We start from the raw sequence: 14,845 nt of genomic DNA, 5'->3' as shown, positions 1-14,845 counted from the left end.
CGGGTTTGCAAAGGGGGCGGCGGTGAGCCCCCTTTGCACGTTCACCGCAGAAAGCCTGACAGAAAAGCGGACACCTGTTAGTGAACGGAACATTCCACCTCGCGGCAAAGAATGAAACTAAACTCCGGCTGCGGCGATTTTTGTGGACGGGAGCCGGGTTTGCAAAGGGGGCGGCGGCGAGCCCCCTTTGCACGTTCACCGCAGAAAGCCTGACAGGAAAACAGCCACCTGTTAGTGAACGGAACATTCCACTCACCGAGAAGAATGAAATAACAAACACCCTCAGCGATCTCCCCCAAAAACCAAATCCCCCCGCGCCACAAACTCCGGCTGCTTCCCAAGCCAGGCGCTGTACCCGAGCCTCCCGCCGCCGCACAGCGAGACAGAAGGCACCTCTTCGGCGCGGAGCTGCACCTGGATCTCCCACTGAAATTCAATCCCGAGATACTGGCGCACCCAGTCGCGCAGCGCCGCGATGTCCGGCGCGTCGGGCAGGAAGCGCTCATACTCCTGCATGCTGAGCGGGCCTATCTGCAGGCGAAATTTATGCTGCACGTCGCGCACCGCCACGCCGAGAAAACCGGTAACGCCCAGCCGGGGCTGGCGGCGTCCGGCGCCGAGGCGGGCGCGGTCCCGCTCGCTGAGCGGCATCCACTGCGCAACGTTGCCGATGACCTGCACCGGGACGTGAAAGTAGTGACGCAGAATTTTCTCCAGCCCCTCCGGATCGCGACCGTTGCGGGTCAGGTGTCCGGCGTGGGTAAAGCGGGCGTGGGCGGCGAGCGCCCCTTTCGCCATTTGTCCCGGCTGGCCCATGCCGATCAGCGATGCCAGGTAGCGGTTGAAGCGCAGGTTGTCCGGGCGATCCAGCGATACCGTCGGCTGGGCGTCGGCCCAGGCGCGGTAGAACAGCAGCGTCAGGCGGTGGTGAAACAGATCCGCAAAGGCGCTGAGGCTGCTGTCCTGGTGGTGGTGCAGCCGCTCGCGGGCGTATTCGGTCAAATGGACCGGCAGCGGTCCGTTGGGGCCGAACAGGCCAAAACTCAGAATCGACACCTCGTGCAGGGTGCTGTCCTCGCGCCTGCGCGCGGCGGACAGAGTTGACGGCGCAAAGGACATCGACGGCGCCTGGCCGATGCGCAGCGCCTCAAACTTCGGCAGCGGCGCGCGCCCCAGCGGATAGCGCTCGCCGCCGAGCGCGTCCAGCTGGCGCAGGAGCTGAAACAGATCGTAGCGCCAGGGGGCGGCCATCACCCCCTGCCAGAATCCGTCCGGCAGCCGGGTCAGGCGGTGTACGGTGGCGGTGTTTTCCGCCGCGCGGCTCATATCAGCGCCCTCTTGCCCATGCGCGGGCCCCAGTAGCCAATTTCGCCGCGCTGCTGGCTGACGAGGGTGAACTCCGTAAAGCTGTTAAGCGACACCAGCCGGGCGAAAACCCGCTCCAGCACACTGCCGAACAGCCAGGGGCTGGAGCCGGAGAAGGCGCGCTCGTCAACGGTCAGGGTGATGCCTATCCCACGGGCGAAGACAATAGGGCCCGGCTCCGGCACCCGGCGGTGAACCGGCTCCAGCACGCAGCTGCGCACCCCTTCAATCTGGCGGGCGACGGCGGTTTCCGCCAGCCCGGCGTACAGCCCGAGCAGCTGGCGCAGGGCCGCGGCGCCTTCGCCGCTGTCGCCGTCCATCAGGCTCAGGTAGTTCATCTGCAGATGGCTTATCAGCCGCCAGGTGCTGAGCCCCTCCGCCAGCGCCGGGCGCGGCGGCGTCGGGCCTTTGCGCATGGTCAGGGTTTTCACCGGCACCGAATCGGGCAGCACAAACTGCCCCAGCTCCTGCTGCAGCATCAGGGGCAGATCCCGGCTGGTGCAGAGCACATCGGCGGAGATGTAGTTCAGCTCCTGAGGCCAGGGCGCGTGCTGCTCGTCCACCAGCGACACGAACGCCTCGGAACCAACGTAGCCGGTACGGGTGCCGTAGCGTAGAGCGTGTTCGGAGAGCACCCGCTGCTCCCGGCGCAGGGAAAAGTAGGCGCCGTAGTCCCCCGCGTCGCCGCGCCATGAACTCCAGAAGGGGCGGAACTCGCGCAGGTCGCGCTGGCCGTCGGCGCTACCGTGAATGCCGCTCACGGCGTAAATCTCGTAATCCAGCGGGCGCAGGTTATCCACCACCAGATGGTATTCATGCTGGCCGTCGCCAAGCTTCTGGCGGGCGGCCACTTTCGGAAACAGGTTAATCACCGGGGTGCAGTGCAGGGCGAAGTGGCTGGCATCCACCACCTGTTCCAGCCGCTCGTCGGTTTTATCCAGCAGGATAAGCAGATCGAAAGCGCGCTCGCTGTCGCACTGGCTAATCAGTTTTCCCAGCCCGCCGGCGCTGATAAAGCGAAAGCGCGCCGGGAAGGCGAAGTATTCGTGCAGCAGGCGGTAGCCGTCGAAGTTGCGCAGATCTTCCGGCAGCAGCGCCCGGTCGGCGCTGAAGCCCTCCTGGCAGATCGCCTCTTCGCCGAGCACCGCGCGCTTCGGCGCGTCGCCGACGCTCTGGCACACGGCGCCGACCTTGTGCTCCATCACCAGCTCCAGCAGGCGCAGGGCCTCAATGTCCGGGCCGCCGAGGAAAAACTCCAGCCGGTCAAAATCGAGGTGCCCCAGGTTTTGCGCCCCGCTGCAGCTGATGCGCAGGCGCAGCACGCTGGCCGCGCCGTGCTGGCTGAGGCCCAGCGCCGACAGCGGCAGATCCGCCGGAATACCGCCCAGCTCGGCTTTTTCAATGCGCAGCGGCAGCAGATTAACGTCGTGGGCGGTGGTATAGCTGCAGGTGACGCCGTTTTTCTTCAGCAGCTGGCTGTCCATCATGGTGCCGCGCGGCACCACGAAGCCCTTGCTCAGGTCGCCCTTGCCGGTATCCGGCTCCAGCTCAGCAATGGCCATCGAGGGCGTCGGCGCCAGGTAATTTGGGGCGATCATCTCCAGCAGGCGCTGGGAGAAGCGCGGAAACTCGGCGTCCATTTTTAGCTGCACGCGGGAGGTGAGAAAGGCGAAGCCTTCCATCATGCGCTCCACGTACGGATCCGCCACGTCGATGCCGCGCATCCCCAGCCGTCCGGCAACTTTGGGATAGCGTTCGGCAAATTCCGCGCCCATCTCGCGCAGGTAGGCCAGTTCGCGGTTGTAGTAATCGAGCAGTTTGCCTTCCATCGTAAGCTTACCCCGCGTCTTTTAATTCAAAATGGCCGTTTTCGAGGTCAACATCGGTGCGGAACAGGAACTCCAGCGGATACGGCACGCACCACAGCCGGCCCTTGATCTCAATGGAGAGCACGTTGTGCAGATCCAGCGAGCGGGTGTCCGAGATGCAGCGCACCTGCAGGCCCTGGGGCAGAATGCGCGGCTCAAAGCTGATAATCGCTTCGGTGAGCTTGCGCTGAATGTCGTGCCATTCAATATCGGACATCCGCATACCGGCCAGCGGCGCGACGCCGTAGTTAACCACCGAACGCCGCACCTCGGCGAAGGTTTCCAGCGCCTGCGGATCGTCGTGATTAATGGTGTTAAACAGCCACTGCAGATCGCGCAGGACGTGGCGGCGCAGGGTGCTGTGGGTGATCAGGTTGCTGTTCGCCGGCTCCTGGGTTTTGTGCGGCTGGTTGTCGGTCAGGCGGTCGAGCAGCGAGGGCTGCATTTTGTCCCGGGCGCCGACCTTGTCCTGCCTGCTGCGCGACTGCCAGCCGCTGCGCAGCGCGTCGCCGTCTGGCCGTGATTTATTCATGCAAAGGTCACCACGTCCAGCGACAGCAGCGGGAACTCGTCTTCATCGTTGAGCCACACTTTCTGTCCCAGCCCCTGATACAGCGAGCCCTCATCGTCCAGCGCCAGCCATTCGGTGGCGCGGCCCAGCAGGAAGCGCTCCTCGGGCTGCTCGCCCAGCGGATAGCGGGCCGGGATCTGGCACACCTGCTCGCTGCCGTCCGCCAGGCGCACCAGCGCGTGCCGCCACACCAGATCGGTGACGCTGGCGGGTGCCTGAAAGCGGATTTCCGCGATAGCGCTGAACGGCAACCAGAAGTAGCGGCCGTTAACGATAAGCTCGCACACCGGGCCGAGGCGGGCGTCGCCGTCCATCAGCCAGCCAAAAGCACGTTCTTCGTTATCAATGACGTTCAGCGTGCCGGGATTGGCGTCGGCCTGCTCCAGCGCATTAAGGCACAGCGCCGTCGCCTGCTGCGGCTCGGCCGCCAGTGCATCCGCTAAGTTCGCCAGCCACGGCCACTGCTCCTCGGGCATCTGCGGGCGGGCCTGTCCGGACAGCACCGCGTCGCGCTGCTGTTCGCCGCGCAGGGTTTGCTCCAGCAGGGTAACCGTCGGCTCGGCCTGGGGCTTCAGCGCCAGCCAGCTTTTAAGCTGAGTCAGCGCCCGCGCCCAGTTGCCGCTCAGGCACAGAAACTGCACGAACGCCGCCCGCAGGTCGGCATCCGCCGGGCGGGCTTTAATTTCATTCTCCAGCCGGGCCACGGCGGCAGAGACCGGCTCGTCGCCGAGCTGCTGATAGAGAGTATTCATAACACCTCCTTAGTGGGCCGCGCGCCAGGCGCGCGCCGCGGGATTGCTCAGGCGCGGCAGCAGGCCGTCGATCAGCACCACGTTCAGGCGGGCGTCGGCGGGCAACCAGGGCGCCCAGGCCTTGCGGGATTCTTCAATTCGGTCCTGCACCCGCGCGGCATCCGCGGCCTGCTCCGGGGTGATATCCACCGCCAGAGTACCGTTCACTTTCCAGCTGCTCAGGGCGGCATCGTAGGGCAGGATCAGCCAGCTCTGGCCGGCGCTGCCGGTGCTGAGCACCATGCGCTGGTTGTTTACGGCGGCGATCAGCAGCGAGTTGGCGTCAGCGTCGTCGCGCAGGCCGCTCACCGGGAAGCCGTGAACGAAGGTGACGTTCAGCGACTGCTCCGCGCCGCCCGCCAGCCGGGTCAGGGTGCTCTTGCCGCTCAGCCAGCCGCCCTTCTCGCAGTCGCCGGCGCTGCCTGAGGGGATAAACAGCGCGGGCGACCGGCTGCTCTCCTGCCAGAACGTACGCAGGCGGCAGCCGTCCTGCAGGGTAAACTCCTGCCACGGCGTGCGGTCTGCCTGAGTGGCGCGGGATTCAATGCCCTCGTCCGGGGCGCGCAGCGCCGGCGTGCTGGCGGCCTGCTGCTGTGCGGGGGGAACCGCGGTCTGCTGCGCGACGGCGGGTTTATCCTCCGCGACTTTTACCGCCCACTTGTCACTTTTTGCCGCAGTGCCGTGGGCGAGTTGCGCGTTTTGACCGTCAACCAGCGACCAGTTCATCTGTTTCAAGCGGCTGCACTGGTGCTCAAGCAGCGCGCCGACGCGCGGCAGGAAGTTATCCAGCACCTTCGGCGATTTGCTGCCGCCGGTGACGATGCGCAGGGTTAAGTCGTTGCCGCACCAGTCTTTGGCGGTGTTGCCGCTGACGTTGTCTACCCACACGTCCAGCTTTTGGCTCGGCGACTGGACGATGCGAAAATTCTCCGCCTGCGCCGCGCCCGCGGCGGCAAGGAGAAGAGCGATAGCTGTTAGCCTGAGTTTCATAGAAGTCCTTGTATCAGTCCCGCAGGGGAAAAAACTGCGCTGCGTCAGAGAGCGTATGCAGCAGCGTCGCTTCTTCCGGGCTGCCCATCCATACCGCCACGGCGCTGTAGTTGTCTTGCGACCCCTGCCCGCCCCGGCTGTTTTTTTGAATAAGTTGATTCATCAGCGTCAGCCACTCGTTCGGGGTGTTCACCATCTGCAGCGCCGATTTCATCTGCTCTTCGTCAACGCAGTGCCAGAAGCCGTCGGTGCAGAGCAGGAAGGCGTCGCCGTCTTCCACCGGCACCACGTCGCTGTAGCTGGCTTCCGCGCCGTCGCTGGCCATGCCCAGCGCCCGGTACAGCAGGTTGCTGTTGATTTCATCCGTCTGGTGCCCGGCATCCTTCATCTGCTGGACCAGGCTGTGATCGGTGGTGACGTGATAGAGCCAGCCGCGGCGGAACAGGTACAGGCGGCTGTCGCCCGCGTGTGCCCAGTAGGCCAGCTTGTAGTCCCGGTCGATAAACAGGCTGACCAGCGTGGTGCCCATCCGCCGGTAGTCCGGCGTCGCCTGCTGCTCGTCGAGAATGGCGCGATTGGCCTCCTGAACGTAGTCGCGAATCGACTGGGCGTTAAGATGATTTTCCCCGTCAAAGCGGGTCAAAATCGCGTTGCGCGCCAGCTCTGCCGCAACCTCGCCGCCGGGTAGTCCGGCCACGCCGTCGCATACCACAAAGCAGGCAGAGCGATCGCCGACGGTTTCGCCGGTCTGATCCTGGTTGCTGGCGCGCGTCCCCTGGCGGGAGAGTGATGCCGTTGTGATATCCATTATTCTTCCGAGCCGCTCTGTGAGTCTTTGTACTGGTTTACCTCCATGTCATAGGCGTAGAGGAACGCCTCGCCGAATAGCGTATGGAAGTCGTCTTCAATCTCGCCGGCGGTTTCGCCGTAGGTGCGCACGAAGTAGTCCCACATCGCCGCTTTGCGGGTGGAGGAGAGCGACAGGCGCGAGGTGGCACCGTCGCGCTTGGCTTCTTCTTCGAGCTGCTCGGGGTTAAAGGATTGCAGCATGGCGGCGATAATGGCGCGGATCCCGGAGATCATCCCCAGCTGGTGGGCCTGAAGGTCGATCAGCGCGTCGCGCACCGATTTTTTCGGCGGCATAAAGCCCGGCATCCGCGCGCCGAACATCTGCATCAGCACCGTTTTACCGGACGGCAGCAGCTTGAACGGGTTGTTGGCGTCGTCGAGCACCATGGTCATGTCCGCCTTCACGCCGCGCTTGAGGATCGAGCGCGAGGAGAGCAGCGCCACGGTGCCCTGAGAGAACATGCTCATCATCTGCCCGAGCTGGCGCATATTTTCCCGGTCAAACTGCGGCACCGGCTGCATATCGCCAAGCCCCATACCTTCAAGCAGGGCTTCCAGCAGTTCGCCCTGCAGCACGTCGCCGCTGGCGGGCTGCGACTGCGGATCCTGACCCGATCCGCTGTTTTGCACCGGATCGATGCGCAACCGCCCTTTTGGCGTCTGCGCCGCGTGGCGGGTGACGGTTTGCGGGGTCGGCAGCGTAATGCCGGACAGATCTTCATGTTCCGGCTGAGGGGGATTTTCCGGCTGCGCGTGCGGCGGCTGGGGCGCTTCCCACCGCGGTGCCGGGTCCTGCGAAGGCGGAGTTTCGCGCGCGGGCGGCACCTCGTGGGGCTCCGCCGATGCGTGAGAAGCCGGAAGATCCTGTTCAAATCGGGACGGACCGGCAGCCTGCGTGTCTTCCGCTTCAGCGGCCGACGATTCCGGGAACAGCGGCGACGCGGCCAGCACCTCGTCAGGCTCGCTTTTCCGCAGCGGTTCGGGTTCGGCCTGTCGCGGTGCGGAGGACGGTGCGGCGTCGACCGGCGTCAGCGGCGCGCCGCCCATCAGCCCCAGCGGATCGTCGTGGCGTGCCGATTTTGCCGAACCGCCGCCGAACAGCGCCAGCGGATCCAGCTCGTCCTCAGACGCTTCTGCCGCCGGTTTCGCCGGCGTCTGTTCCGCGGGCGGCACCAGCGTGCTGGGCGTCACGTCGTCGAAAATGCTCTCTTTGTTAAACGGCGTCGTTTCGGTGAACAGCTTGTCGGTTTCCACCTCCGGACGCTGGAACAGCGGTTCGCTGTCGTTGAACAGCGCCAGCGGATCTTCCGGGTTGCGGCCGGCGGGCTCCGGCACGTCGAACGGATCGTGCTCCGTCGCCGGCCGCGGCCTGGCCTTTCCGGTAGAGATGCTGTCGGAGATAGAGAACTCCTGCATCAGGCTGTCCCAGATTTCCGTCGGCACCGCTGTCGGCTCCGCCTCGTCAGCGCTGGCCTGCGGGGCGGGTTGCGCCGGAGCAGGTTTCGCCGGGGCCGCTTGCGGCGCGGCGCTGGCCGCGGGCCGCGCAGGTTTAGCGGGGGCCGCAGGCTGCGCCTGATTCGCCATCCGGCTCACCGGCTGGGTATCGAGCAGCAGATCGGTAACCTCGATCCGGTACTCGTCGATCGCCAGGATATCGCCGTCCTGCAGCTCTACCTGACGGCCGCGCTCCAGCGGAATGTCGTTGAGGATAACGCGGGTCACGTTGCCCCGGTTGGTGATGTGGCACTCCCCGTCAGCGGCAACGTGGACTATCGCCTGCAGCCGGGAAATGGCCCGGTCGCTGTCCGGCAGTACCAGGTTGTTATCCGTACCGCGGCCGATGGTGCCACCCGGCGTGTAGAAATCGCAGCTGCTTTGCGGCGGCTGCTGATCGGCCTTGCTCGAAATAATCGTGAATCGCATAGCGTATTCCTGCTCTATGATTGGCGCCCAAACGGCGCCGCTCTCGGGGAAAGCGGCGGCGTTTGGGGGACGGTTAGATAAAGGTCGGCAGCCATGAGGTCATTATTTACGGGCTGTTAGATAAATATGCTCCATCACAGTGACTGACCGACCCTGTTCGAAATAATCGTGAATCGTATAGCGCGTTCCTGCTTTATGATTGGCGTGCTGAGACTACCGATCTCGAAAATAGCAACGTTGTGACAAACAAATAAAAATATCATTCATTTATAAAACATACATCAGCATTATCATTAATCATGTCTTTTAATATGAAGAATGGATTCGGCATAATTCATAACCCGCAGTCTATTTATGGGGAAAATCATAAAGCATTTACGCTTACTTTAAAGATGCCAATATAAAACCTACGATTTATTCCCTTAAGTCACTGATACAAATCAACCATTTTTATTGATTGTGAACAACAAGATAAAGAATACCACACGTAATAAGCCATAAGGCAGTTATATACGCCTGAATTTTATAGAGACGATGTAATTTCAGTATCCATCGAATCTTACTGTCAGGTAAAGATTGTACAAACTGATAAGCCTCTTTCTGAACATAGCGATCTTTAGTGAACTTCATTTTTACGCCTTTATACAAGCGAACAAACCAAATTATCTTTTGATAGTTAACTAATGGACCGAAGAAAACGGCATAATTGGTAATTATGTCAATATCTAAATTAAGACGCCTATATTCAGAAAGAAGTAGATCATAAGCTTTTTTATTTTTCCTAAAATAATACATGCAATATAAATTAATGATAACAACTAGCACAAATAGCAATGTGGCAATAAAAATCAAAACATTTTCAATCATCAAATTATTTTATCCATTATATATTCTGACATAAAGTTCATGCTTTCACTTCCGATATATCCCCCAGCAGCGGCACCTACAATAGAACATGTCAGTAAGCCAATACCGCCAGTAGTAATACCAAGAGCTACACAGGCACCTACAGCAATCAAAGAACCCAGATTACCACCTGCTATTCCTCCAACAACACTGGCGCCAAATTGCGTATAACCTTTTACAGCAACTTTAGTACATTCATTTTCTCTTCCAGTGGTACATGCATGATATACCTCGTTAGTCGTATTTAACCCAGCAAAACCTATTGCAACCCATCCTCCAGCCTTAACAAACTTTGCTACTTTAGCCGCATTCTCCACATAGGTTGAATATCCTTTAATAGGACCAATTCCTGCGGTACTCCATTCATGAACAATGGAACGACTAGATAGCCCAAGTGCATGCTTAATTTCGTTATAAGGCTTCAGTCTGAGGGTTAATTTGGATATTTTATTGAGTAATTTATTTAACTCAGCAAACTGTAATTTCCTTTCTACAAAAAATTGCTCACTAATTAATGAACCTTGCGTCCTGAACTGGTTCTGATAAGTTCGCTCAATCGATTTAAGTCTTTTACCTATTTCTTGGAAGTATTTTTCTCCGATATCGCTCGCCAAGCCTAATGACTTATCCATAACATTAGTTACGGCAGCGATTGTCGCATAGTGTCGATTAAAAAAATCCGCATCCTCAGAACTCAACGTATTCAATGCTGTGTTAATTTTTTTCTTAGCTGATATTAGTTGGCTCAGTTGCTGTGATTGTGCAGTTTGAAAATCAGCAACAATTAATATCTGTCCAGGCTTAAGCCAGGGCGTATCTTTATTAAGTTGCATAAAATAACGAGCTGCATCGCTATTCACATTCGTAAATAACATACGAGCCTGAAAATCCAGAGTACCTGGCTGTTGAACAATACAGTAACCGGGTGCAATATTAGATTGTGCTGCCATGCGTTATCCTTATATATCCTAAATAATTTTAATCAGGCCGGAATAATTCCGGCCTGTATATAAAATTACGCTTCTCTGTTTTCCTTGATGTTCCAGCCAGCGGTGCTTTCAGCGCCTTTACCACCTGCGGAAGTCTGCTCCCAGTACTGCTGTTTCACTTTCGATGCCTGGAAAGCATACGTCACGCCAACGGTATCACCATTGTCGGCACCGGTGTACTGCACGGAGGTCACCAGCACGTCATCCAGGGTGATGCGCGCGTATTCAACCTGCTGGCCACCGGCTTTACAGATCGACACTTCAACTTTGGTCAGGTGCTTACCGCTGGCGCAGTGCTTCAGGATAGCGGTAGTGGATTTGTCGATCAGCGCGTTAATGTGCAGGTCGTTAAAGTTAACTTTACCGGCACCGCCGCCGCCGCCAACGCTCATATTACCCGGCTGGGAGGCGCCCCAGGAGAAAGAGGTAATATCGGTCCAGCCGGTGTGGTGAGAATCTTTCGATTCGCCAGTAACGCCTTCGACCTTCAGAAACATATCAATAGCCATAGTATCTACTCTTCGTTATTTAAGATGAACGCTTTCGAAAAAGCACTTATATGGCAAACAGGAAAGCATGGGGCTGAATAAAACAGTCCATATTTTACCTCTGCCTCGGGACTGAATTACGAGATGTAATTCAGGATTGATGAATATACCGGTCACACTTCGTGCTCCTGTACACTGGTTACACGCAGCACGAACTATTTGAGGTATATATTAATGCAGGACCAGATATTCTGCGGTCCCGCAATAATTTAATGATAACTGCAGCGTTTTACTTTTTACTGCTGTTAAATATCTTTTGTACATCGTCGCCGTTTGCAATGAGCGTACATTTCAGGACGTTGTATGGATCATGCGTGGAGCCCGTTAGCGGCTCTTTCAAACCTTTCGCTATTGCCGCATCTGCCTGCTGAAACTTTTCAATCGGTAGCGTACTGACTTTCAGCCTAATTATTCGATGGCGATAACATTATGTATTTATCGTTAGTAATTCCAAGCAACAAGGTCTACCACCAAGCATATAAAATTCTCTACTAAAATTATCCCCTACCGCTTATCCAAAAATTAGCATCACTTGTCAAGAAATTAACTTAATTTTATCTGCCAGAAAATATATTGTAATGGATACCATAAAAGATACAGCAATCAAAAAAACATTCATTACAATTCTCATCAAACCAACATCCCATTCAAAAACGAAAACATAATACCCAAGGGTACAAAAAAACAATAAAAAGGAAATCGCAACCAAAAGATAACTAACTAAATTTATTATTGCTTTTTTAATCACATTTCATCCATATAAACTCGCTGAATATTTGCTCATCAAATATCCCGGAGCCTGCTTGATAACTCATTTATGATTATATTTAGCACCAGCCAACACAGTCTGGTGCTAAATAGATCAATTAACCCTCTTTCGTCTTCAGCGACGGCAGCTTCGACACCAGGCGCAGGGAGACGGTGAGGCCCTCCAGCTGGTAGTGCGGACGCAGGAAGAACTTGGCGGTGTAGTAGCCGGGATTGTCTTCAATCTCGGCGACCTGCACTTCTGCGGCGGCCAGAGGCTTGCGGGCTTTGGTTTCCTGCGAGGAGTTGGCCGGATCGCCGTCCACGTAGTTCATCACCCAGTCGTTCAGCCAGCGCTCCATGTCGTCGCGCTCGCGGAAGGAGCCGATTTTGTCGCGCACGATGCACTTCAGATAGTGGGCGAAGCGGCAGCAGGCGAACAGGTACGGCAGGCGCGCGGCCAGACGGGCGTTGGCGGTGGCGTCGGCGTCGTGATATTCCGCAGGCTTTTGCAGCGACTGGGCGCCGATAAAGGCGGCAAAGTCGGAGTTTTTGCGGTGCACCAGCGGCATAAAGCCGTTTTTAGCCAGCTCGGCCTCGCGGCGGTCGCTGATGGCGATCTCCGTCGGGCACTTCATATCCACGCCGCCGTCGTCGCTCGGGAAGGTGTGGTACGGCAGATTCTCTACCGCGCCGCCGGACTCGACGCCGCGAATGGAGGTGCACCAGCCGTACTCTTTGAAAGAGCGGTTGATGTTAGCTGCCATCGCGTAGGCGGAGTTGGCCCAGGCGTAGTTGTTGTGATCCGCGCCGTCGGTCTGCTCTTCGAAATCGAAGCCGTCCACCGGGTTGCTGCGGATGCCGTACGGCAGGCGCGACAGGAAGCGCGGCATCACCAGGCCGAGATAGCGGGCATCTTCCGATTCGCGCAGCGAGCGCCAGGCGGCGTATTCGGTGTTCTGGAAGATTTTGGTCAGATCGCGCGGATTCGCCAGCTCCTGCCAGGTTTCCATCTGCATCACACCCGGCCCGGTGCCGGTGATAAACGGACAGTGCGCCGCGGAGCCGATACGCGCCATTTCGCCCAGCAGCTCAACATCCTGCGGACCGTGGTCAAAGTAGTAGTCGCCAACGATGCAGCCAAACGGCTCGCCGCCGAACTGGCCGTACTCCTGCTCGTAGACTTTCTTAAAGATCGGGCTCTGGTCCCAGCCAACGCCCTTAAAGCGCTTCAGGGTGCGGCCCAGCTCCTGCTTGGAGATGCTCATAAAGCGAATTTTCAGCATCTCGTCGGTTTCGGAGTTGTTGACCAGATAGCTCAGGCCGCGCCAGGCGCTCTCCAGCTTCTGAAAATCCTCGTGGTGAATAATCTGGTTCACCTGGCGGGAGAGCTGTTCGTCGATGCCGGCGATCAGGTTCTGAATGGTGCGGTAGGTGTCGTTAGACAGAGTTACCGTGTTCTCCAGCGCCTGCTGGGCCAGGGTTTTCACCGCGTTCTCAACGGCGGTGCGCGCCTGGTCAGTCTTCGGGCGGAACTCTTTATTCAGCAGCGCGCTGAACTCGTCCTGGCTGAAGGCCTGGCCGGACTGCTGCTCGTGTTGTTGACCTGGATTGCTCATGATTACTCCTCGCTGCCTTTGGCGCTGTCATCTTTTTGCGGAACTTGGCTCAGGGACTTGAGCAGCGTCGGATCCTGCAGAATTTTGGCGATCAGCTCTTCCGCGCCATTCTTGCCGTCCATGTAGGTCAGCAGGTTGGAGAGCTGGGTGCGGGCTTCCAGCAGCTTATTCAGCGGCTCAACTTTGCGGGCCACCGCGTCAGGCAGGAAGTCATCCATGCTGTCGAACGTCAGATCGACGTTCAGCTTGCCCTCGCCGGTGAGGGTGTTGTCCACGTGAAACGCCACCCGCGGCTTCAGCGCCTTCATGCGCTCGTCAAAATTATCAAGGTCGATATCGAGGAACTTGCGGTCTTCTACCGAGGGCAGCCCTTCTACCGGCTTGCCCACCAGATCCGACATGACGCCCATGACGAAGGGCAGCTGAATTTTGCGTTCCGCGCCGTAAATCTCGACGTCGTACTCGATCTGCACGCGGGGCGCGCGGTTGCGCGCGATAAATTTCTGCCCACTGTTACTTGTTGCCATGATGTTCTCCATCGTAGATGCGCGGTAAAGGGTGAGCGCCAGACCTCATGCCTGTCGCCCTGTACACGCTACAGACCGTCGGCGACGCAGGGCCGGCGTGAATGATGGCGCGTATCGCGTCCGGTCGCGTTAGTCGCGACGTCCAAAGATATTTTCCAGCTGATTAACGCCGTCTGGCGCCAGATCGCGAATGATCTCCATAAAGTCGAGTTCGATCAGCCGCTGCACCCGCTCGATCATCAGCGGTGCCGGATGGCTGGGCTCGTAGCGGACGAAGTACTGCTTCGCCTTCTCCAGCATCAGCTGCGCGTCGGCCCGGGAGGTAACCTGGGCGCTGCGCCAGTCAGTAGCCTGAGCAGCCGGTGCCGCGGCGGGAGATACGGCAGGTTCGTTCACGTTTTGCTCCTCGCCCGGCGGCTGAAAGGCGGAAAGATCGGTTATCTGACAGGCGCCAGCCACCAGGGCCGCGCTTTTCAGCAGCTGCTCCATCTCCGGCACGTTGCTTTCGCCGAGCTTGTCCACCAGCAGGGCGTGAATGGCCTGCAGGCGCTGGTGGATGGCGACGATCGCGTCGATGCCCGGCTGTCCGCCCCGGGAGAGTTCGTCAATCAGCCGCGCGCGGCCGCCGGGATAGTCGGGGCACTCGGTTTTGCTGCCGTCCAGCAGCGCCTGGGCATCGCGCAGCGACAGCTCGTCGCCGCTGCTGCGCAGCAGAAGCGCGTTGCGCAGGGCGCTGGTCAGGGCCGACTTGTCTCCCAGCCCGGCCAGCGCGTTGATGCGGAAAAACGGATCTTCTTCGCCATACTCCTCCAGCAGCGGAAAGAGCGGCTGCCAGTAGCGGTTCAGCGCCTGCTCGATCAGCAGCACGCCGTCGGCGTAGCCCGCCAGCCCGCGGCGGCGGGTCCAGGCCTGGGTCAGCGCAATCATCACCCGCAGATCTTTGGTGCGATCCAGCAGGCTGATAGTGAGCTTCTCCACCTGCATCCAGTCGGCGGGCTCTGCCGGGATGATGGTATCGCCGAACTGCTGCTCGGCTTTGCCCTGGCTGGCCTGCTCCATCGCCTGAAAGTCGGCGTCGTACTCCAGGTTTTCGCCGCAGGGCTGCTCGGCGCTTATCGGAACCAGAAATTCATCAATATTCATAACCTGCCT

General features: G+C 58.7%; 13 protein-coding genes. All 13 read right to left on the bottom strand.

Translation table 11 applies throughout. The features are described 5' to 3' along the window. Positions 1-282: 282 nt before the first annotated feature. The gene (gene tssG / locus QZ766_RS01185; protein ID WP_297196378.1) at positions 283-1,326 is read right to left on the bottom strand and encodes a type VI secretion system baseplate subunit TssG; all 1,044 of its coding nucleotides are present in this window, start codon (positions 1,324-1,326) and stop codon (positions 283-285) included. Next, positions 1,323-3,194, bottom strand: coding sequence for a type VI secretion system baseplate subunit TssF (gene tssF / locus QZ766_RS01180; protein WP_297196376.1), 1,872 nt, complete (start codon positions 3,192-3,194; stop codon positions 1,323-1,325). Before tssF ends, tssG begins: the two co-directional genes overlap by 4 nt. A 7-nt stretch (positions 3,195-3,201) precedes the next feature. Continuing rightward, a complete protein-coding gene (tssE, locus tag QZ766_RS01175; RefSeq protein WP_297196374.1) occupies positions 3,202-3,765 on the bottom strand; it encodes a type VI secretion system baseplate subunit TssE in 564 nt (187 codons plus the stop codon). Next, positions 3,762-4,556 carry a type VI secretion system accessory protein TagJ gene (locus QZ766_RS01170; protein WP_297196373.1) on the bottom strand — a complete coding sequence of 265 codons (795 nt, stop codon included), beginning with the start codon at positions 4,554-4,556 and terminating at the stop codon, positions 3,762-3,764. Before QZ766_RS01170 ends, tssE begins: the two co-directional genes overlap by 4 nt. A gap of 9 nt (positions 4,557-4,565) precedes the next feature. Beyond that, on the bottom strand, positions 4,566-5,585 hold the full coding sequence (locus QZ766_RS01165) for a hypothetical protein (protein ID WP_297196371.1): 1,020 nt from the start codon (positions 5,583-5,585) through the stop codon (positions 4,566-4,568). A 13-nt stretch (positions 5,586-5,598) separates the two neighbouring features. Continuing rightward, the gene (locus tag QZ766_RS01160) at positions 5,599-6,393 is read right to left on the bottom strand and encodes a protein phosphatase 2C domain-containing protein (RefSeq protein WP_297196370.1); all 795 of its coding nucleotides are present in this window, start codon (positions 6,391-6,393) and stop codon (positions 5,599-5,601) included. Then, positions 6,393-8,357 (bottom strand): type VI secretion system-associated FHA domain protein TagH, encoded by a 1,965-nt coding sequence (tagH, locus tag QZ766_RS01155; protein WP_297196368.1) that lies wholly within the window; start codon positions 8,355-8,357, stop codon positions 6,393-6,395. The genes QZ766_RS01160 and tagH overlap by 1 nt, the downstream gene beginning before the upstream one ends. A gap of 450 nt (positions 8,358-8,807) precedes the next feature. Continuing rightward, entirely contained in the window at positions 8,808-9,224 is a 417-nt protein-coding gene (locus tag QZ766_RS01150) for a hypothetical protein (protein WP_297196366.1), read from the bottom strand. Next, positions 9,224-10,213, bottom strand: a complete 990-nt coding sequence (locus QZ766_RS01145) for a hypothetical protein (RefSeq protein ID WP_297196364.1) — start codon at positions 10,211-10,213, stop codon at positions 9,224-9,226. The genes QZ766_RS01150 and QZ766_RS01145 overlap by 1 nt, the downstream gene beginning before the upstream one ends. Before the next feature lie 65 nt (positions 10,214-10,278). Continuing rightward, positions 10,279-10,761 (bottom strand): type VI secretion system tube protein Hcp, encoded by a 483-nt coding sequence (locus QZ766_RS01140; RefSeq protein ID WP_297196363.1) that lies wholly within the window; start codon positions 10,759-10,761, stop codon positions 10,279-10,281. Between the two features lie 905 nt (positions 10,762-11,666). Beyond that, complete coding sequence (gene tssC, locus QZ766_RS01135; RefSeq protein ID WP_297196362.1) at positions 11,667-13,166, bottom strand: type VI secretion system contractile sheath large subunit; 1,500 nt, start codon at positions 13,164-13,166, stop codon at positions 11,667-11,669. A 2-nt stretch (positions 13,167-13,168) separates the two neighbouring features. Then, a complete protein-coding gene (gene tssB, locus QZ766_RS01130) occupies positions 13,169-13,693 on the bottom strand; it encodes a type VI secretion system contractile sheath small subunit (RefSeq protein WP_297196360.1) in 525 nt (174 codons plus the stop codon). A gap of 129 nt (positions 13,694-13,822) precedes the next feature. Then, complete coding sequence (gene tssA, locus QZ766_RS01125) at positions 13,823-14,836, bottom strand: type VI secretion system protein TssA (RefSeq protein ID WP_297196358.1); 1,014 nt, start codon at positions 14,834-14,836, stop codon at positions 13,823-13,825. Positions 14,837-14,845: the final 9 nt, after the last annotated feature.

It is taken from the genome of uncultured Pluralibacter sp., from assembly GCF_913775985.1.
GTDB lineage: Bacteria > Pseudomonadota > Gammaproteobacteria > Enterobacterales > Enterobacteriaceae > Pluralibacter.
Note: the sequence above shows the minus strand (reverse complement) of the source record. Positions and strands in the feature narration are given on the sequence as shown.

Bases quoted from the DNA above. Each gene is read 5' to 3' on its own strand.
- tssA (WP_297196358.1), bottom strand. From the start codon at position 14,836: ATGAATATTGATGAATTTCTGGTTCCGATAAGCGCCGAGCAGCCCTGC.
- tssC (WP_297196362.1), bottom strand. From the start codon at position 13,166: ATGAGCAATCCAGGTCAACAACACGAGCAGCAGTCCGGCCAGGCCTTC.
- QZ766_RS01145 (WP_297196364.1), bottom strand. From the start codon at position 10,213: ATGGCAGCACAATCTAATATTGCACCCGGTTACTGTATTGTTCAACAG.
- QZ766_RS01165 (WP_297196371.1), bottom strand. From the start codon at position 5,585: ATGAAACTCAGGCTAACAGCTATCGCTCTTCTCCTTGCCGCCGCGGGC.
- tssB (WP_297196360.1), bottom strand. From the start codon at position 13,693: ATGGCAACAAGTAACAGTGGGCAGAAATTTATCGCGCGCAACCGCGCG.
- tssF (WP_297196376.1), bottom strand. From the start codon at position 3,194: ATGGAAGGCAAACTGCTCGATTACTACAACCGCGAACTGGCCTACCTG.
- QZ766_RS01150 (WP_297196366.1), bottom strand. From the start codon at position 9,224: ATGATTGAAAATGTTTTGATTTTTATTGCCACATTGCTATTTGTGCTA.
- QZ766_RS01140 (WP_297196363.1), bottom strand. From the start codon at position 10,761: ATGGCTATTGATATGTTTCTGAAGGTCGAAGGCGTTACTGGCGAATCG.
- QZ766_RS01170 (WP_297196373.1), bottom strand. From the start codon at position 4,556: ATGAATACTCTCTATCAGCAGCTCGGCGACGAGCCGGTCTCTGCCGCC.
- tssE (WP_297196374.1), bottom strand. From the start codon at position 3,765: ATGAATAAATCACGGCCAGACGGCGACGCGCTGCGCAGCGGCTGGCAG.
- QZ766_RS01160 (WP_297196370.1), bottom strand. From the start codon at position 6,393: ATGGATATCACAACGGCATCACTCTCCCGCCAGGGGACGCGCGCCAGC.
- tagH (WP_297196368.1), bottom strand. From the start codon at position 8,357: ATGCGATTCACGATTATTTCGAGCAAGGCCGATCAGCAGCCGCCGCAA.
- tssG (WP_297196378.1), bottom strand. From the start codon at position 1,326: ATGAGCCGCGCGGCGGAAAACACCGCCACCGTACACCGCCTGACCCGG.